This is a genomic window from Microbacterium sp. CCNWLW41 (assembly GCF_037083505.1).
Window position 1 is genome coordinate 393,361 of record NZ_JBAOJP010000006.1, and the last position, 18,203, is coordinate 411,563.

At 70.9% G+C, this 18,203-nt stretch carries 15 protein-coding genes and 2 tRNA genes; 10 read left to right on the top strand and 7 right to left on the bottom strand.

Translation table 11 applies throughout. The annotated features are described in order from the left end of the window. Nucleotides 1–66: 66 nt before the first annotated feature. The 5 genes from dusB to V6R91_RS22290 all read left to right on the top strand — a co-directional run bounded on the left by dusB (nt 67) and on the right by V6R91_RS22290 (nt 5,437). Nucleotides 67–1,242 carry a tRNA dihydrouridine synthase DusB gene (dusB, locus tag V6R91_RS22270; RefSeq protein ID WP_336397094.1) on the top strand — a complete coding sequence of 392 codons (1,176 nt, stop codon included), beginning with the start codon at nt 67–69 and terminating at the stop codon, nt 1,240–1,242. After that, on the top strand, nt 1,232–2,596 hold the full coding sequence (locus tag V6R91_RS22275) for a deoxyguanosinetriphosphate triphosphohydrolase (protein WP_336397095.1): 1,365 nt from the start codon (nt 1,232–1,234) through the stop codon (nt 2,594–2,596). Before dusB ends, V6R91_RS22275 begins: the two co-directional genes overlap by 11 nt. After that, complete coding sequence (gene dnaG, locus V6R91_RS22280) at nt 2,596–4,452, top strand: DNA primase (protein ID WP_336397096.1); 1,857 nt, start codon at nt 2,596–2,598, stop codon at nt 4,450–4,452. The genes V6R91_RS22275 and dnaG overlap by 1 nt, the downstream gene beginning before the upstream one ends. 49 nt (nt 4,453–4,501) lie before the next feature. Continuing rightward, nucleotides 4,502–5,290 (top strand): ATP-binding cassette domain-containing protein, encoded by a 789-nt coding sequence (locus tag V6R91_RS22285; RefSeq protein WP_336397097.1) that lies wholly within the window; start codon nt 4,502–4,504, stop codon nt 5,288–5,290. A 74-nt stretch (nt 5,291–5,364) separates the two neighbouring features. Further along, nucleotides 5,365–5,437: transfer RNA gene (locus V6R91_RS22290), tRNA-Asn, on the top strand. A gap of 76 nt (nt 5,438–5,513) precedes the next feature. On the opposite strand, the gene def is transcribed toward V6R91_RS22290, so the two are convergent. Next, nucleotides 5,514–6,080, bottom strand: a complete 567-nt coding sequence (def, locus tag V6R91_RS22295) for a peptide deformylase (protein ID WP_336397098.1) — start codon at nt 6,078–6,080, stop codon at nt 5,514–5,516. Nucleotides 6,081–6,122: 42 nt separating this feature from the next. Between def and V6R91_RS22300 the strand changes: the two genes are divergently transcribed. The 3 genes from V6R91_RS22300 (at nt 6,123) to nagE (ending at nt 9,477) form a co-directional block, all read left to right on the top strand. Next, nucleotides 6,123–7,214 carry a DMT family transporter gene (locus V6R91_RS22300; protein ID WP_336397099.1) on the top strand — a complete coding sequence of 364 codons (1,092 nt, stop codon included), beginning with the start codon at nt 6,123–6,125 and terminating at the stop codon, nt 7,212–7,214. 54 nt (nt 7,215–7,268) lie between these two features. Then, nucleotides 7,269–7,342 (top strand) — tRNA-Ile (locus V6R91_RS22305). A gap of 197 nt (nt 7,343–7,539) precedes the next feature. Continuing rightward, nucleotides 7,540–9,477: an N-acetylglucosamine-specific PTS transporter subunit IIBC gene (nagE, locus tag V6R91_RS22310; RefSeq protein ID WP_336397100.1), complete on the top strand. Its 1,938-nt coding sequence runs from the start codon at nt 7,540–7,542 to the stop codon at nt 9,475–9,477. 63 nt (nt 9,478–9,540) lie between these two features. Here the strand turns inward: nagE and V6R91_RS22315 are convergent, their stop codons facing one another. Beyond that, entirely contained in the window at nt 9,541–11,547 is a 2,007-nt protein-coding gene (locus V6R91_RS22315) for a DUF262 domain-containing protein (RefSeq protein ID WP_336397101.1), read from the bottom strand. A 165-nt stretch (nt 11,548–11,712) separates the two neighbouring features. On the opposite strand from V6R91_RS22315, the gene V6R91_RS22320 reads away from it, so the two are divergent. Then, entirely contained in the window at nt 11,713–12,486 is a 774-nt protein-coding gene (locus V6R91_RS22320) for a hypothetical protein (RefSeq protein ID WP_336397102.1), read from the top strand. 145 nt (nt 12,487–12,631) lie between these two features. Further along, nucleotides 12,632–13,135, top strand: a complete 504-nt coding sequence (locus V6R91_RS22325; protein WP_336397103.1) for a DUF3145 domain-containing protein — start codon at nt 12,632–12,634, stop codon at nt 13,133–13,135. 198 nt (nt 13,136–13,333) lie between these two features. Here the strand turns inward: V6R91_RS22325 and V6R91_RS22330 are convergent, their stop codons facing one another. The 5 genes from V6R91_RS22330 to V6R91_RS22350 all read right to left on the bottom strand — a co-directional run bounded on the left by V6R91_RS22330 (nt 13,334) and on the right by V6R91_RS22350 (nt 18,199). Next, nucleotides 13,334–14,572, bottom strand: coding sequence for a beta-ketoacyl-[acyl-carrier-protein] synthase family protein (locus V6R91_RS22330; protein ID WP_336397104.1), 1,239 nt, complete (start codon nt 14,570–14,572; stop codon nt 13,334–13,336). A gap of 57 nt (nt 14,573–14,629) precedes the next feature. Next, nucleotides 14,630–14,878: an acyl carrier protein gene (locus tag V6R91_RS22335; RefSeq protein WP_336397105.1), complete on the bottom strand. Its 249-nt coding sequence runs from the start codon at nt 14,876–14,878 to the stop codon at nt 14,630–14,632. A 76-nt stretch (nt 14,879–14,954) separates the two neighbouring features. Beyond that, on the bottom strand, nt 14,955–15,956 hold the full coding sequence (locus tag V6R91_RS22340) for a beta-ketoacyl-ACP synthase III (RefSeq protein ID WP_336397106.1): 1,002 nt from the start codon (nt 15,954–15,956) through the stop codon (nt 14,955–14,957). 13 nt (nt 15,957–15,969) lie between these two features. Further along, the gene (locus V6R91_RS22345; RefSeq protein ID WP_336397107.1) at nt 15,970–16,881 is read right to left on the bottom strand and encodes an ACP S-malonyltransferase; all 912 of its coding nucleotides are present in this window, start codon (nt 16,879–16,881) and stop codon (nt 15,970–15,972) included. A gap of 97 nt (nt 16,882–16,978) precedes the next feature. Continuing rightward, nucleotides 16,979–18,199: a PucR family transcriptional regulator gene (locus V6R91_RS22350; protein WP_442928167.1), complete on the bottom strand. Its 1,221-nt coding sequence runs from the start codon at nt 18,197–18,199 to the stop codon at nt 16,979–16,981. Nucleotides 18,200–18,203 lie beyond the last annotated feature (4 nt).

Here is an 18,203-nt window from a genome sequence, read left to right on the forward strand (position 1 = left end):
GCGCCGCGCCACGCGGATCCACAGCCGAGACGGGCGTTCAGCCAAGGAACGGATTCCTGTACGAGAATGGAACGCGTGACCACCGCCCTCGCCCCGACCCGCGCGCTGCGCCTCGGGCCCATCGAACTCGACGCGCCCGTGGTGCTCGCGCCGATGGCGGGCATCACCAACACCGCGTTCCGCCGGCTCTGCCGCGAGTACGGCGCGGGGCTGTACGTCAGCGAGATGATCACGACGCGCGCACTCGTCGAGCGCAACGCGACGACGATGCGGCTCATCACCCACCACGAGTCCGAGACCCCGCGCTCCATCCAGCTCTACGGCGTCGATCCCGCGACGACGGAGGCGGCGGTGCGGCTCCTCGTAGAGGAGGACCGGGCCGATCACATAGACCTGAACTTCGGATGCCCCGTCCCCAAGGTCACGCGCAAGGGCGGCGGAGCGGCGCTGCCGTGGAAGCTCGGCCTGTTCCGTGAGATCGTGACGCGCGCGGCGCGTGCCGCCGGCGACATCCCCCTCACGGTGAAGATGCGCAAGGGCATCGATGCCGACCACCTGACGTACCTCGACGCCGGGCGGATCGCGGAGGACGCGGGCGTGGCCGCGGTCGCGCTCCACGCGCGCACGGCGTCGGAGTTCTACTCCGGCCAGGCCGACTGGTCGGCGATCGCCCGGCTCAAGGAGGCCGTGACCAGCGTCCCGGTACTCGGCAACGGCGACATCTGGTCGGCCGACGACGCGGCGCGGATGATGGCTGAGACCGGTTGCGACGGCGTCGTCGTCGGACGCGGATGCCTCGGCCGGCCGTGGCTGTTCGGAGACCTGGCGCGCGCCCTCGGCGGCCCGGGGGCGGCGCCCGCGCAGCCGGTCGACGCGACCCTCGGGTTCGTCGCCCGCGCGTTCCGGCGGCACGCCGAGCTCCTGGTCGAGTTCTTCGAGGACGAGGGCCGCGGCTGCCGAGACATCCGCAAGCACGTCGCCTGGTACTTCAAGGGCTACCCCGTCGGCGGCGAACTGCGCGCGAGCCTGGCGACGGCGTCCAGCCTCACCGAGATCGACGATCTGCTGGCGACCCTCGACGCCGACGCGCCGTACCCCGGCGCCGCCGCCGAGGGGCAGCGGGGCCGCGCGGGGACCCCCAAGCGTCCGGCGCTGCCCGACGGCTGGCTGAACTCGCGCGAGCTGAGCGCCGAGGCATCCACCGCCATCGCCGACGCGGAACTCGACCACAGTGGCGGCTGACGACTCCGCGGGCGCCGCCGACCGGCCCGCCGGCTACGACGACGCCGACGCCGCCCGCTTCCACGCCGAGCAGCACCGCTCCCAGCGCGACGACTTCGCCCGCGACCGCGCGCGCGTGCTCCACTCCGCCGCGCTGCGGCGCCTCGCGGCCAAGACCCAGGTGCTCAGTCCCGCGAGCCCCGCCGACTTCGCACGCAACCGTCTGACGCACTCGCTCGAGGTCGCCCAGGTCGGTCGCGAGCTCGCCACCGCGCTCGACCTCGCCGCGGACGTGGTCGACACCGCCTGTCTCAGTCACGACCTGGGGCATCCGCCGTTCGGCCACAACGGGGAGCGCGCGCTCAACGAGTGGGCCGAGGACTTCGGCGGCTTCGAGGGCAACGCGCAGACGCTGCGCATCCTCACCCGGCTCGAGCCGAAGGTCATCGACGCCGACGGGCGCAGCTTCGGCCTCAACCTCACGCGCGCGAGCCTGGACGCATCGTGCAAGTATCCCTGGACCGCCGACCACCCGCTTCCCGATCCCGGCGGACGGCTGAAGTTCGGCGTCTACCCCGAGGACGAGGACGTCTTCCGCTGGCTGCGTGCGGACGCGCCCGGACGTGTGCGGTGCATCGAGGCCGAGGTCATGGACCTGTCCGACGACATCGCCTACTCGGTGCACGACTTCGAGGACGCGATCGTCAACGGCTACCTGGATCCCGCGCGCCTGGCCGATCCCCGCGAGCACGAGTGGCTGCTGACCGCGATCCAGTCGTGGGTCGGCTTCGACTTCGCCCGCGACGAGCTCGAGGACGCCCTGTTCCGGCTCACGCGCATGCCCGAGTGGATCGACGCGTTCGACGGATCCCGCGCCGCGCTCGCGCGCTTGAAGAACCTGACCTCCGATCTGATCGGCCGCTTCGCCCGCGCCGCCACGACGGCCACCCGCGAGTCGTACGCGACCTCCGTCCTCACGCGCTACCGCGGTCACCTCGTGGTGCCGCGCGTCGTCGAGGCCGAGATGGCGGTCCTCAAGGGCATCATCGGGGCGGCCGTCGTCTCGATCGAGGGGCGCAAGGATCTCTACAAGGAGCAGCGGCGGGTCCTCAAGCGCCTGGCGAGCGCGCTGTGGGAACGGCCGGAGGCGCTGGACCGCCTGCACGCGCAGGACTTCGCGTCGGCGCGGACGGATGCCGCGCGCCGGCGGGTCGTCGTGGATCAGGTTGCGAGCCTCACCGATCAGCTGGCGATCGCGTGGCACGGGTCCCTCGTCGGACAGCTGGATCCGGCCTCCGTCGGCGTCTGGGCCCCCGGCGCCCGCCCGATGGACGCACCGGCGGGCGCCGCGCCCGAGCGATCCGAGGTGCGCTGATGGCGGGGCGAATCCGGCAGGCCGACGTCGACGAGGTGAAGGCCCGCACGAACATCGCCGACATCATCGGCGAGCGCCTGGCCCTCAAGTCCGCCGGCGTGGGCTCGCTCAAGGGGCTGTGCCCCTTCCACGACGAGCGGAGCCCCAGCTTCAACGTGCGCCCGCAGGCCGGGTTCTACCACTGCTTCGGCTGCGGCGAGTCCGGGGACGTCTACTCGTTCCTGCGCGCGATGGACCACGTGACGTTCACCGAGGCCGTCGAGCGCCTCGCCGGGCGGATCGGCTACGCCCTGCACTACGAGGACGGCGGCGCAGCCCCCGAGCACACCGGGCGCGCGCGGCTGTACGCCGCCAACGCCGCCGCCGCCGAGTTCTTCCGCGCGCAGCTCATGACCGCCGAGGCCGACACGGCGCGGAGGTTCCTCGGCCAGCGCGGCTTCGACGCCGGGGCGGCTGCCCATTTCGGGGTGGGCTACGCCCCGAAGGGCTGGTCGGGGATGCACTCCGTCCTGCGCGCGCAGGGCTACACCGACGAGGAGCTGTCGTCCGCGGGGCTGGTGTCGCAGGGGCAGCGCGGGGTGTACGACCGCTTCCGCGGCCGCGTCGTGTGGCCGATCCGCGACGTCACCGGGCAGGTCATCGGCTTCGGCGCACGCAGGCTCTACGACGACGACCAGGGGCCCAAGTACCTCAACACGCCCGAGACGACCATCTACAAGAAGGCCCAGGTGCTCTACGGCCTCGACCTCGCCAAACGCGAGATCTCGCGGGAGCACCGCGTCGTGGTCGTCGAGGGCTACACCGACGTCATGGCCTGTCACCTCGCCGGCATCACCACGGCTATCGCGACGTGCGGTACCGCTTTCGGCTCCGACCACATCTCGGTGCTGCGACGCGTGATGGGCGACGACTCCACGGCGGGCGAGGTGGTCTTCACCTTCGACCCCGATGCGGCCGGCCAGAAGGCGGCGCTGCGCGCCTTCGCCGACGCCAAGCGCTTCAACGCGCAGACCTACGTCGCGACCGGGCCCGAGGGGCTGGATCCGTGCGACCTGCGCCTCACCCGCGGCGACAGCGCGGTCCGCGGGCTTCTGGAGACGAAGGTCCCGATGGTGGAGTTCGTCCTGGACCAGCGCATCTCGGGCTACGACCTCGCGAGCGTGGAGGGGCGAGTCGGGGCGCTCCGCACCGCCGCCCCCGTGGTGGCCGAGCTTCGCGACCCGCTGCTGCAGCCGGAGTACGTGAGGGTGCTCGCACGCCGGCTCGGCATGGACACCGAGGACGTCCGGCGGGAGGTGGAGCGCGCCGGGCGCGGCGGGAGACGGGATGCCCCGGCCGCTGCGGAGCCGCCCGCACCCTCCTCCTCGGAGGACGGCGCCCTGCATGTCACGCTCGCCACGCTGCCGCGCACGCCGGAGGTGGGACTCGAGCGCGACGCCCTGATGGGCGTCCTGCAGTTCGGCCACCGCATGGAGCCCGCCCTCGTCGCACGGGCGCTGGAGCAACCGTTCCGCCACCCGGCGCTCGACGCCGTCCGCGCCGCGGTGGTCTCGGCCGCCGACATGCAGCGGCCCGGCTGGTCGGCTGCGGTCGTCGGCACCGTGCGGGAGCCCTACCGGTCGCTGGCGGCCGAGCTGCTTGCGGGCGACTTCCCGGCCCTGAACGACGAGGCGGCCGTCGCCTCGGCCGGTGACCTGGCGCGGCGGCTCGTGATGCGCGCCATCGATCGCGAGAAGGCCGAGCTGCTGGGCGCGATCCAGCGGGTGCCCGCCGATTCCGAACAGGGTCGCAGCATCCGCCTGCGCCTGCGCGAGCTCGACGCACGACGTCAGGCGATCGCCGACGAGTCCTCCTGACGGACTGCTCCGACTGGCGCGAGGGTCCGCTGCCGGGCAGGATGAGGAGATGGCTCGACGACGAACCGCGGATGCCGCGATCGACTGCTCCGACCTGTCGATCGCCCGCGCGGGTCGTGGCGGCCCGAGTCAGCGCGTCGTCGACGGCGTCACATTCCGCCTGGCGCATGGACGCAACCTCGCCGTGATGGGACCGACCGGATCCGGCAAGTCCTCGCTCGCCGCGGTCCTGGCCGGAGCCGACGAGCCCGGCCTCGCGGTCGTGGGCGGGGACGGCACGGTCGAGGGCGTCTCCGTGCGCCGGCCAGGGCGTGACCATCGCTTCCTCACCTACTACGCCGGATACCTGCCCCAGTCGGCGGGGGCGCGCCTTCCCGCCCGGCTCACCGTCGCCGAGGTCATCAGCGCGCCCATCACCAGCCGCGACCGGCGGGTGAGCTCGCGCGCTCTCGCGGTGCGCGTCGCGTCACTGCTGGACGAGATGATGCTTCCGCTGGGCGCCTCGGCCAAGTACCCCTACGAGCTGAGCGCGGGCATGCGCCAGCGCGTCGCGCTGGCGCGCGCGCTCGTGCTCCAGCCGCGTGTCCTCATCGCCGACGAGCCCTACGCGAACATGGACGTCGAGGTGCGCAAAGCCGCGCGCGAGGCGATCCTCCGACGGCAGCGCGACCTCGGCATGGCCGCGCTGGTGGTGACGAATCAGGCCGACGTCGTCGACGAGCTCGACGCCGACGTGCTGGTGCTGCGCGCCGGCCATGCCGTCGCATTCGGCCACGGAACACAGGACCTGCTGTGGACGCCGAGCGGCGAAGCGGATCGGAGACTCGTCGGGTCCTGAGGCCTCCCGTGGTCATGACCATGGGTGGAGCTTTGCTAATATGGACTGGTTGCCCGCGCGAGAGTGCGGAACATTCCTCCATAGCTCAATTGGCAGAGCAATCGGCTGTTAACCGATAGGTTCTTGGTTCGAGTCCAAGTGGGGGAGCGGATCGGCCCCGAGCTCCACCTCGGGGCCTTTCTTCGTCTTCAGACGCCCTGAGGACGCCGCGCGGCGGGTCGCGTCACGCGTCGAGGTCGTCGACGCCGGGGGTCCATGAGCTTCCCGGCCGGCCCCAGCCGCGCTTGCGGGCGATCTTCTGCACGGTCTTCCAGTCGCCGTCGTCGAGGCGGTCCACGTACAGCACGCCGTCGAGGTGGTCGAACTCGTGCTGCATGATGCGGGCGCGCCAGCCGTCGACCTGAATGCGCACGGGCTCGCCCTCGAGGTCGGTCCCGGTGACGAGCACCTCGTCGGAGCGCCGCAGCGGGAACCGCTCGCCCGGGAACGACAGGCACCCCTCGGATTCCTCGTCGGGGTCGGGCGCGCCGGGCTCGAGCGGCCGCATCCACAGCTCCGGGTTGACGATCACGCCGCGCCAGGGAGCGCCCTCGTCATCGGTGTACGAGTAGGTGTAGATCCGCAGCGGGACGCCGACCTGCGGGGCTGCCAGGCCCACGCCGGGGGCGGCATCCATCGTCTCGAACATGTCGGCGACGAGCGTGCGGACCTCGTCCGTGATCGCCTCGACACGGGATGCGGGGGAGTGCAGGACGGGATCGCCCATGATGCGAATCGGGAGAACAGCCACGCCTTGAGCCTATCGAGCGACGCCTGCGGCTAATGTCGATGTGTGCTGTGGACCGCGGTGGAGCTCGAGGACGTGGGAGACCAGCTGGTCGGCGCGTTCCAGAACCCTGGCCTGCTGTACGGCATCCCGCTCGCCCTGCTGGGCGCGGTCTTCATGTCGTTCGGGGCCCAGTATCAGCACCGCGGCGTGACCAAGGTCGAACGGATGAGCCGTTCGCAGCCGACTCAGGGCGGCCTCGATGCGAGCCACCTGCTCAAGCTGCTCTCGCGCCCTTCGTGGGTCATCGGCACGGTCATGCTCGCACTGGCCATCGTGTGTCAGCTCTCCGCCCTCGCCGTGGCGCCGCTCATCGTGGTGCAGCCGCTGGGTGCGATCGCGCTCGTCATCACGACCCTTCTGAACGCGCAGATCAGCGGGCACAAGCCCACGCGACGCTCGCTGATCGCGATCGCGGCGTGCGTGGGGGGCATCTTCGTCTTCGTGACCATCGCGGCCCTCTTCGCGACCGAGAAGCCGGTCTCCAGCGGACAGCTGATCACGATCCTGGTGCTGCTCGCCGTGGTGACGCTGGTCTTCGCGGGGTTGTGGGTGTGGCTGCGCAAGCGGATGGGCGCCCTCTTCTACATCACCGCCGCGGGGGTCATCTACGGCTTCGTCGCGACGCTCGCCAAGGTCGTCATCGAGCGCATCAAGGACAACGACTTCGACGGGCTCACCTTCCTGTGCCTCGCCGCCCTCATCGTCGGGGCGATCGTCGGCGCGTACTTCGTGCAGAGCGCCTACGCCTCCGGCCCGCCGGACCTCGTGGTCGCCGGCCTCACCGTCATCGACCCGATCGTCGCCATCCTCATCGGCCTGATCGTCCTGCAGGAGGTCGCGGGGGCGCCGCTGTGGGTGTACATCGCCTTCGCCGTGGTGGGCGCGGTCGCGGTATGGGGCGTGTTCCAGCTCGCGCGCCATCACCCGCAGGTGCTCAGCGAGAGCCAGGAGCTCCCGATCCAGCGGGGGAGCACCGGAACGGCACCGGACGACGCGCACCCCTCCACCGCGTCGATCAAGGTCACCGAGGCGGTGGCGAAGGTGTGGCCGGAGCCGCCCGTGAAGGACCCGGCCGACAAGCCCGACACCCGCTGACGCCGCGGATCGCTCCGGCGGGCGGGTAGGCTTCTTCGCGCACCCGATGTGCGGGGGGCGGTGGCCAAGCTGGTCAAGGCAGCGGGCTCATAACCCGACGATCGTGGGTTCAAGTCCCACCCGCCCTACCGATGAGGACCGCCGCGGCATCCTGTCCGCGGCGGTCCTCTGCGCTCCCGGTCTGCGTGCGCGCCGCCGCCGCGCCCGATCGAGCCGGATTCGTTCACCATCCTTACTTTCGGAGGGAGTGGCACTGACGGCGATCGCCGATTGACGGTAGCGTCATCGTCACAACCCATTCCTGGCCCCCCCCTGGAGGAGAACAATGAAGTTCCTGCAGAGGCTCGGCAGATCGATCATGCTTCCGGTGGCAGTGCTGCCGGTCGCTGCGATCCTGTCCGGCATCTCGTACTGGATCAGCTCGGCAGCCGGTCCCAACGTCGTCTCGACATTCCTCGGCGCGGCCGGCGGCTCGCTGCTGGACAACATGGCGCTGCTGTTCGCCGTCGGCATCGCGCTGGGCATGGCGGAGAAGTCGGACGGCACCTCGGCGCTGGCGGGCCTGGTGTCGTGGCTCGTGGTCACGACGCTGCTCAAGCCCGAGACCGTCCTCCTCTTCACCGGCGTCGACAACGTCAATGAGGTCGACCCGGCGTTCCTGCGTGTGCAGAACGTCTTCGTCGGCATCATCTGCGGCCTCATCGGCGCCTACTGCTACAACAAGTTCAAGGACACGCGCCTGCCCGACGCGCTGTCGTTCTTCTCGGGCAAGCGCTCGGTGGCGATCGTCACGGCCGGCTTCTCGCTGGTCGTCGCCGTCGTCCTGTTCTTCGTCTGGCCGTTCGTGTACGGCGGCCTGGTCGGATTCGGCGAGTGGATCGTGACGCTCGGCGCGTTCGGCACGGGCATCTACGGGTTCCTCAACCGCCTGCTCATCCCGGTGGGGCTCCACCACGCCCTGAACTCGGTGTTCTGGTTCGATGTCGCGGGCATCAACGACCTCAACAACTTCCTCGCCGGCGAGGGCACGTACGGCGTGACCGGGCAGTACATGACGGGCTTCTTCCCGATCATGATGTTCGGCCTCCCCGGCGCCGCCCTCGCGATGTACCTCACGGCGAGGACCACCAGGAAGAAGCTCGCCTACGGCATCCTGTTCTCTGGCGCCATCGCCTCCTTCTTCGTGGGTGTGACCGAGCCCCTCGAGTTCGCCTTCATGTTCCTCGCGCCGGTGCTCTACCTCACGCATGCCGTGTTCACGGGCATCTCGATGGCGATCAGCCAGATCCTTCCGGTGCGCATGGGATTCGGCTTCTCCGGCGGCTTCATCGACCTCGTCCTCAACTGGATGAACCCGATGGCGCAGAACCCGTGGCTCATCCCCGTGATGGGCGTCTTCTGGTTCTTCATCTACTTCGTGGTGTTCTACTTCTTCATCAAGCGGTTCAACCTCAAGACGCCGGGACGCGAGGACGACGACATCCTCGGCGAGGGCACCGAGTACGACACCCACACGGCCGACGACAAGTACCTCGTCACGGGAGGACGGTTCATCGACGCCCTCGGCGGCAAGGACAACATCCTCGAGCTGGAGAACTGCGCCACCCGCCTGCGCATGGAGATCGACGACGTGAGCAAGGTCGACGACGCCGCGCTCAAGCGCGCCGGTGCGGCGGGAACCATGAAGCCCGGCGGCAAGTCCGTGCAGGTGGTCTACGGAACGAACGTGCAGTTCGTGAAGGACGCCATGGAGGCGATCCTCGCGGGCCGCGCATCGGCTCCCGCCGGCGCGACGGCCGAGCCGGCACCCGCGCCGGCCGCGGGTGGGACCGCCGTGCTGACCGATGCTCCCGCGACGACCACGATCCGGCTGCGCCAGCCGCTGGCGGGCCGCGTCGTGCCGCTCTCGGAGGTGCCCGATCCGACCTTCGCCGAGGGCGTCATGGGCCCGGGCGTCGCGATCGAGCCGACCGGCGACACGGTGGTCGCTCCCGCTGACGGCACCATCGGCGCCACGTTCGACAGCAGCCACGCCGTGGCCCTCGTGCTGGAGGACGGCACCGAGCTGCTCATCCACGTCGGCATCGACACGGTCGGCATGAAGGGCGACGGATTCGAGACCCTCGTCCAGAAGGGGCAGAAGGTGACGGCAGGCACTCCGCTGCTGCGCTTCGACCTGGCGAGGATCCGCGCCGCCGGCCACCCCGCGGTGACCCCGGTCATCGTCCTCAACAACGAGAACGCGGCCGTCTCGTTCGAGTGACGCCGGCAGGACCCCGATGACGGGTGGGACGGATGCCTCGGCGCGAGGCATCCGTCCCGCCCGTCACATCGCCTCGCCGATGTAGGAGTACTTGACGAAGACCTCGGGGGCCATGCCCGCCTCCTCGAGGACGCCCTGCACGGCGCTCAGCATGTAGCTGGAGTCCCACCCCATGTAGAGCGAGTGATGGTCGTCGAGTCGATCCCACTGACCGTTCCAGGACTGCGCGGTGTAGACCGGGCCGCCGCGGCGGGCGCTGTACGACACGACCGCCGCACGCGCATCAGCCCACAGCCGCTTGAAGACGCGGTTGAAGAGGTGCTTGACGTCGTAGACCTCCCAGTGCTCGCCGCAGTACTCGACGTACGACCACTCGCGGTGCCAGCCGGGGGGCCATCCCCGCCGGCGGACCGCGTCGAGGATCGGGGTGAGGCCGTCGTCGTCGATGGCGGGCCCACCGGGGCGCTTCCACACCTGCACGAAGCGCTCGGTCAGGTGCCGGGAGCGCTCGGCGATGGCGGCGGTGCCCCACGCCGGCACCTCGGCGAGCTCGGCGGTCGTCACGATCGCGCTCCGGGCGTAGAGGGCCTTCTTCTCGGGGAACGAGCGGTCGAAGGCTCGGAACGCGAGGTCCTCCTCGAGCACGGCCAGGTTGCCGATGGTCTGGGCGAGCGCGCGATGACTGTTCTGCTCGTCCTCGCTGTACGCGGCCCACTCCCGCACGCCGTCGCCCGACCAGGCATCGCCGGGGGCCAGGGGGAAGATGTGCTCGATGTCGACCTCGGCGGCGGGGTCGAGTCCGGCGATGCGCCCGAGCGCATATCGCGCGTGCGGCAGCTCGGAGTACTTGAGCGCCACGGCGATGCGCTCGTCGGACGGCGTGATGCGTGAGATCGCCGCGACGAGGGCCTCCCATCCCGCTTCTCGGGCGCGGCACAGGCGCGCGACGAGGCGCTGCGTGCCCGTCCCGACGACCGACCGGCGCATCAACAGCGCCTGGATCATCTCCAGGGTCTCGATGAACGCCTCGCGGGCGAGCGCACCGGTCTCGACGTCCCGGTATGCGCGCATGACGAGCGGGTACATCGCGGTGCCGAAGGTGTTGAGGTGACGGAGCTGCTGTGCGATCTCGGCATCCGGCGCCTCGTCCGGCCGCAGCAGCACCCGGTACACGCGTGACAGCGCGCGCCACTCCTCTGCCCGCGCGACGAGCTCGGGGAACGGGAGGCGGGGGAACTCGTGACGGAAGGCGTCGTAGACACCGCGTCCGCCGACCACGGTGACCTCGCGGCCGGTCCGCATCACGAGGTACTGCCGCCAGAAGTCGGCGATCGCGTCGCCCGTGTTCGCCTCGATCGGCCGCCAGAAGTCCGCCTCGACCTCGCGCTGCTCGGCGTGCGTGAGCCCCATCAGGACGTAGTTGTGGATCAGCTCGTGGTCGCGCAGCGGCTCGCCCGTCGAGTTGAGGCTCTCGAAGATCTGCTGGGCGTTCGCGCCCGCACCCAGCGTGATCGCGACGTGCTCGAGCTTCTGCAGCCCCCGCCAGATGTGCGGCGCCTCCTCCACGCTGATCTGGCTGCGGAAGAACGCGTAGTTGTCGTCGAAGCGGGAGTCGCGGTGCTCACCGGGCGGCAGCGGGAGGTCGAGCACGACGCGCTCGAACACGCCGGCCCACGCGCGGTGCGGTCGCAGCTTCGTGCGGGTGACGTCGTGGGAGTGGACCAGGACGCGCTGCAGCTCGTCGGCGAGGTCGGGCCGGGCCTCCCGCACCGTGTGGTGCAGGGCCGCGACGAGGAGCATCAGTGTGGTGGTGCGCTGCTGCCCGTCGATGAGCACGAGCTCCGCGCCCTCGCCCTCGCCGCTCGCGGAGGACAGGATCGAGCCGATGAAGTGCATGTGCCGGTCGTCGAGGTCCGCGACGGCGCGGATGTCGGCCAGCAGCTGCTCGCATCCGCCGATGTCCCACCGGTACTGCCGCTGGTAGACGGGGACGACGATGGTCCAGTCCGCGGCGGAGAGCCACCCGATCGTGTTGACAGCAGTCGCATCGACGTTCGTGGCAGTGACCATGGCTCCCTCAGTCTATTCGGGGCCCCCGGCGCGGAATCGGCGGGCCGCCGGGGCGCCGGTTATTCACGGCTCGGTCACGGGGGCGCCCGAGGGGTGCGAGGTAGGCTTGCCTAAGTTGAGCCTGTTAAAACGTGCTGGCTCACTGACCGAAAGGCATGATTCGTCATGGGTTACATCAAGTCCGCCGCTCTCGATGAGACCGGCTTCGTGGTGCTCGACTCCTACGGGGAGGAGATCGATCCCCAGGAGTGGCTCTCGATCGAGTACGTCGACTGGAAGTCTTCCGGCGACACCCGGTTCGCACCGCTCGCCTCCGCCAAGGGCGAGATCGAGTGCAACGGGTTCTGGAACCACACGCCGCCGCGCACCGACAAGGACGGCGTCTGGATCCCCGAGCAGACCGAGAAGGCGCCGACCCTGACGCGTCGCGCGCAGGAGCCGGGCTCCAACGTGGGGCGCTGCCGCATCATCGAACTGCAGCCGAACACGTACGCCGACGCGCTGTACAACCTGCACCAGGACGACAACAACCGCCTCAACCCCGACGGCACCGGCTGGGTGGTCCGCGGCTTCTTCAACCTGACGGACGACAAGAACAGCTACTTCGTCCTGCGCGAGAACCGCACCGACCCGAGCATCGAGTACCGCGTGGCGCTCCCTGCCGGCGCGCAGCTCATCGTCGACACGCAGCGACTGTGGCACGCGGTGCACCACGACGGCGACGCGCCGCGCTACTGCCTCATCACGTCGTGGGAGTCCGGCCCCGAGCTCGACGCCTACATCGAGAAGTACCACGGCAAGCCCACGACGGACCAGTTCGAGGTCCCCCAGGACGTCCTGGACGCCGGGCAGGCAGAGCAGGCGCGCCGCGACGCCGCCCGCGCGGCCTACTACGCGGCCAAGGGCAAGGCCGCGGTCCAGGCCATGAGCGAGGCCTGACCCGCATCTCATCCAGGGGGCGGTGGAATCACATACTTGTGATTCCACCGCCCCCTCGGCGATAATGGCGACAGCACAACCGAACAGCACGCTGTGACACCGTCTCAGGTCGTAGGGGAAGACGCACCTGATGAACGGAGAGATCATGGCGACACACAAGGCGCGTGGGGTGATCTTCATCCACTCCGCGCCACGAGCGTTGTGCCCGCACCTCGAGTGGGCGGTCGGTCGGGCCCTCGGCCGCGCCGTCAGCTTCGACTGGGCGGAACAGCCGGTGCTGGCAGGAAGCCGCCGCGCCGAGTTCTACTGGGAGGGCGCGGCAGGCACCGGCTCGGCCCTCGCGACGGCGATCCGCGGCTGGGAGCACCTGAGGTTCGAGGTGACCGAGGACCCGACCCCGCGCAGCGACGGCGGCCGCTGGCTGCACACCCCGGGACTCGGCATCCACTACGCCCAGACCGATTCCGCGGGCAACGTCGTGATCGGCGAGGACCGCATCCGGTATGCGATGGAGATCGCCGGCGGCGACGCCTCGGAGCTGCACCGGGAGCTGCAGGTCGCCCTCGGTGCGGCGTGGGACGAAGAGCTCGAGCCGTTCCGGCACGCGAGCGACGAGGCGCCGGTCGTCTGGCTCCACAAGGTCGGCTGATCTCCGGCCGGGCGCGGCCCGGCCGCCGCCACGTCGGCGTGACACAACTTCACAGACCCGGGCGGTGCGAGGCGCCACTACCGAGGCTCGGAGGCCGATGATCCCGGGCAGCGGGACCGCGAACCACCGCCTGTCACCACAGACGCCCCGATCTCCCTCTCGCCGAGGGGATCGGGGCGTCTTGGACGTGCGTGCGACTCAGACCGATGCGAAGGCCGCTACCGCGTTGTGCCCGCCGAAGCCGAAGGAGTTGCTGATCGCGAACTGCGGCCCGTCGCCGAGCGGGGTCGGCGACCCGGAGATGCGGAAGGGCACCGCCGGATCCTGCGTCGTCAGGTTGATGGTCGGGGGCGCCACGCGGTCGCGCAGCGCCAGCACCGTGAAGATCGCCTCGAGCGCTCCGGTGCCGCCGAGCAGGTGACCGGTCGAGGCCTTCGTCGCCGACACCGGGATCTCGTCGATGCGCGGGCCGAAGACGGCCCGGAGCGCCTGGTACTCGTTCGGGTCGCCGACCGGGGTCGAGGTGGCGTGCGCGTTGATGTGCGTGACGTCGTCGGCCGAGGCATCCGCCATCTCCAGCGCGAGGTTCACCGCCCGGGCCGCTCCGAGTCCCTCGGGGTCGTTCGCCGTGATGTGGTATGAGTCCGCCGTCACGCCGCCGCCGGCGACGACGGCGTAGATCTTGGCGCCGCGCGCGCGGGCGTGCTCCTCCGTCTCGAGGATGAGAGCTCCGGCGCCCTCGCCCATGACGAAGCCGTCGCGGTCGATGCTGCACGGCCGCGAGGCGGTCGCCGGGTCGTCGTTGCGCCGGGACAGCGCCTGCATCGACGAGAACGCGGCGATCGTGACGGGGTGGATGACCGACTCGGTGCCTCCCGCGATCACGACGTCGGCGAGCCCCGAGCGGATGTGCTCGATGGCGTTGACGATCGACTCGGTGCTCGACGCGCAGGCGCTCGCGACGGTGCGCGCGTAGGCCCGGGCGTTGAAGTGCAGCGACAGGTTGCCCGCCGCGGCGTTGGGCATGAGCATGGGCACCGTCATCGGCAGGACCCGACGCGGGCCCTTCTCGCGCAGCGTGTCCCAGCCGTCGAGGAGGGTGTGCAGACCGCCGATACCGGTCGCGAAGTCCACGCCCAGGCGCTCCGGCTCCACCTCGGGGCTTCCGGCGTCCGCCCAGGCCTCCATGGCCGCGACGAGCGCGAACTGAGACGACGGGTCGAGACGCTTGGCGACGGGGCGCTCGAGCACGGTGTCGGGACGCACCTTCGCCTCCGCGGCGAAGGTCACCGGCAGCTGGTACTGCTCGACCCACTCGTGCTCGAGGGACCGCGTGCCGGACACGCCGTCCAGAAGGGCCGACCAGCTCTCGGGTGCCGTGCCGCCCAGGGGCGATGACGCGCCGATGCCGGTGACGACGATGCGGGAGTTGCTCATGACGGTGAAAGTCCTCGTGGGTGTGCCGGTGGGGGCCGCAGCCCCCACCGGAAGGGGTTACGCCTGGTTGGACGTGATGTAGCTGACGGCGTCGCCGACGGTCTTCAGGTTCTTGACCTCGTCGTCGGGGATGGTGACGCCGAACTTCTCCTCGGCGTTGACGACGATCGTCATCATCGAGATCGAGTCGATGTCGAGGTCGTCGGTGAACGACTTCTCGAGAGCGACCTCGTCGGACGAGATGCCCGTCTCGTCGGTGATGAGCTCGGCGAGTCCGGCGAGGACCTCGTCGCTGGTGAATGCCATGGGATTCTCCTGTTTCTTGGGGGTACGCGGACCCGGGGGCGGGCCGGGTCTCAGTCTATGGTCGGGGCTCGCGGCCTCAGGGAAGCACGACCACCTGTGCGCCGAAGACCAGCCCGGCGCCGAAGCCGATCTGCAGCGCCAGGCCGCCGGAGAGCTCGGGGTGCTCCTCGAGCAGCCGGTGCGTCGCGAGCGGGATCGAGGCCGCCGAGGTGTTGCCGGTCGTCTCGATGTCGCGGCCGATCAGCACCGTGTCGGGGAGGCCGAGCTGCTTGGCGAACTCGTCGATGATGCGCATGTTCGCCTGGTGGGGGACGAAGGCGGCGAGATCCGCTGCCTCCACACCGGCGGCCTCCAGGGCCTGGCGGGCGACCTTGACCATCTCCCACACGGCCCAGCGGAAGACGGTCGGCCCTTCCTGGCGCAGCGTGGGCCAGGGCGCCGCGCCCTCGCGGAACTCGATGAGGGTGTGGTTCATCCCGACCGCGTCGGCCTTCGAGCCGTCCGAGCCCCACACGGTGGGTCCGATGCCGGCGCTGTCGCTGGGGCCGATGACGGCCGCGCCCGCTCCGTCGCCGAGCAGGAACGAGATGCTGCGGTCGGTCGGGTCGACGATGTCGCTGAGCTTCTCGGTGCCGATGACGAGCGCGTAGTGCGCGGCGCCGGCGCGGATGAGGGCGTCCGCCTGCGCGACGCCGTACGCGAAGCCCGCGCACGCGGCGTTGAGGTCGTACGCGGCGGCGGGGTTCGCACCGACGCGGTCGGCGACGATGGCCGACACCGACGGGGTCTGCTTGGGGTTCGAGATCGTCGCGACGATGACGGCGTCGATCTGCGACGCCTCGACGCCCGAGCGCTCGATCGCCTCGCGCGCGGCATCCGTCGCCAGATCGATCGCATCGGTGCCGGCCGACGCGCGCATGCGGGTCACGATCCCGGTGCGCTGACGGATCCACTCGTCGCTGGAGTCGATGGGGCCGACGAGGTCGTCGTTCGGCACGGCGTTCTCGCCGCGTGCGGCGCCGTACGCGTAGATGCGCGTGTGCGCGGCGCCGGTGGGCTGGATGAGGCTGGCGGTCATTCGGGTACTCCGGTCAGGCATCGGCGGCCGGCAGTGCGCCGGCGGCCTCCAGGTCGGCGGGTGTCTTGACGGCGACGGCCGGGACCCCGCGCAGCGCGCGCTTGGCGAGCCCGACGAGCGTGCCCGCCGGCGACAGTTCGACGATGCCCGACACGCCGCTGTCGGCGAAAGAGGCCATGCACAGGTCCCAGCGCACCGGCGAGGCGACCTGCTCGACCAGAAGGTCGACGAAGGCGCGTCCGGAGGCGACAGCGGAACCATCGCGGTTGGTCCACAGCGTCACGCCCGGGTCCGACACCTCATGGTCGGCCGCGGCTGCCCGCAGCGTCTCGACCGCCGGGGACATGTACTGCGTGTGGAACGCGCCGGCGACCTGCAGCGGGATCACGCGCGTGCCCGCGACGGGCTCGGCGGCGAGGGCCTGGAGGGCGGGAAGCGCGCCTGCCACGACGAGCTGGCCGCCGCCGTTGTAGTTCGCGGGGGCGAGCCCCAGCTCGTCCAGGCGGGCGAGGACGGATGCCTCGTCTCCGCCGATCACGGCGCTCATCCCGGTCTCGGCCGCCGCTGCCGCCTCCGCCATGGCTCTGCCGCGGATGCCGACGAGCGTCAGCGCCGCCTCTTCGCTCAGGACGCCTGCGGCCGCCGCGGCGGCGAACTCGCCGACGGAGTGACCGGCGACGCCCCCGATGGCGGCTCGGTCGGGGAGGGCGTTCCACGACAGCAGGCTCGCCGCCACGATGAGCGGCTGGGCGACCTGGGTGTCGCGGATGCGGTCGGCATCCCACTGGGTCCCGGCGGCGACGAGGTCGACCCCCGACCACTCCGAGTAGCGGGCGAGCCGCTCCGCGGCGCCGTCCTCGTCGAGCCACGGAGCCAGGAAGCCGGGGGTCTGGGAGCCCTGCCCGGGGAAGACGGCGATTATCACCGTTCCATCCTGTCAAGGATCATCCGGCGGGTTCTGGCGACACCGTCAAAGAATGCCGGCATGCTTTGTGCGTGGTGCACACCGGGCGCCGTCGCGATCAGGCTGGTGCCCGTCGCTGGGAGGGCGCACGCCGGCGCGCGGCATCCGTCCCGATGGAGCCCAGGATCAGCGCCGTCTGGAGGATGAGCGCCTCGCGCGGGCCCGTCGCATCCCAGCCGATGACCTCCGATACGCGCTTGAGGCGGTAGCGGACGGTGTTCGGATGCACGAAGAGCTCGCGCGCGGTCGCCTCGAGCGACCGGCCGTTGTCGAGGTACGCCCACAGCGTCGACACCAGATCGGCGCTGTGTGCCTGCAGTGGTCGGTAGATGCGCTCCACCAGCGTGACCTTGGCCAGCGGGTCTCCGGCGAGGGCGCGCTCGGGAAGCAGGTCGTCGGCCTCCACCGGACGCGGCGCGTGGCGCCACGCCCGTGCGACGGCGAAGCCCGCCAGCGCCGCGCGGGCGCTCTGACTCGCGTCCACGAGCGCCGGGACGGTGGGACCCAGCACGAGATACCCGGTGCCGAAGCCCGGCTCCAGCCGGCGCGCGATCTCCGCGAAGGGGAGATCGGTCGCGGCGTCGTCCGCGCGCGAGCCGGGGTCCGCGCGGCCGACCACGAGCACGAGGCGGGAGCCCTGCACGCCGATCAGCACGTCGACGCCCAGCTTGCGGGCGGTCCGGCGCAGCTGGTCGACGTCGAACTGCGGCGGAGTCGTGCCTACGAGCACCGCGACCTCGCCGTGGCCGTGCCACCCGAGGGCGGCGATGCGGCTGGGCAGCTCCTCGTCGGCCTCGCCCGTGAGGATCGAGTCCACGACGAGGGCCTCGAGGCGGGCGTCCCACAGTCCGCGGGCCTCGGCTGCCCGCGCGTAGACGTCCGCCGCCGCGAACGCGACCTCACGCGAGTACAGCAGGATCGCCTCGCGAAGGTGCTCGCCCTTGCCCGCGACCCGCTCCTCGGTCACCTCCACGGTGACCCGGATGAGCTGGAGGGTCTGCTGCAGGCTGACGCTGCGCAGCAGCTCGCGGGGGGCGACGGCGAAGATGTCCGCCGCGATCCACGGGGTGGAGGCGGGATCCTCGTACCAGGCGATGAACGAGGTGATGCCCGCCTGTGCCACCAGCCCGACGGCGGAGCGTCGGGCCGGCGGCATCTCGGCATACCAGGGCAGCGTCTCCTCGAGGCGCTTGATCGTGACGGTGGCGAGATCGCCCGAGATGCGTCGCAGCCAGGCGAGCGTCTCGGGCTTGTCCATCACCTCGGCGGACTTGCCCATTCGC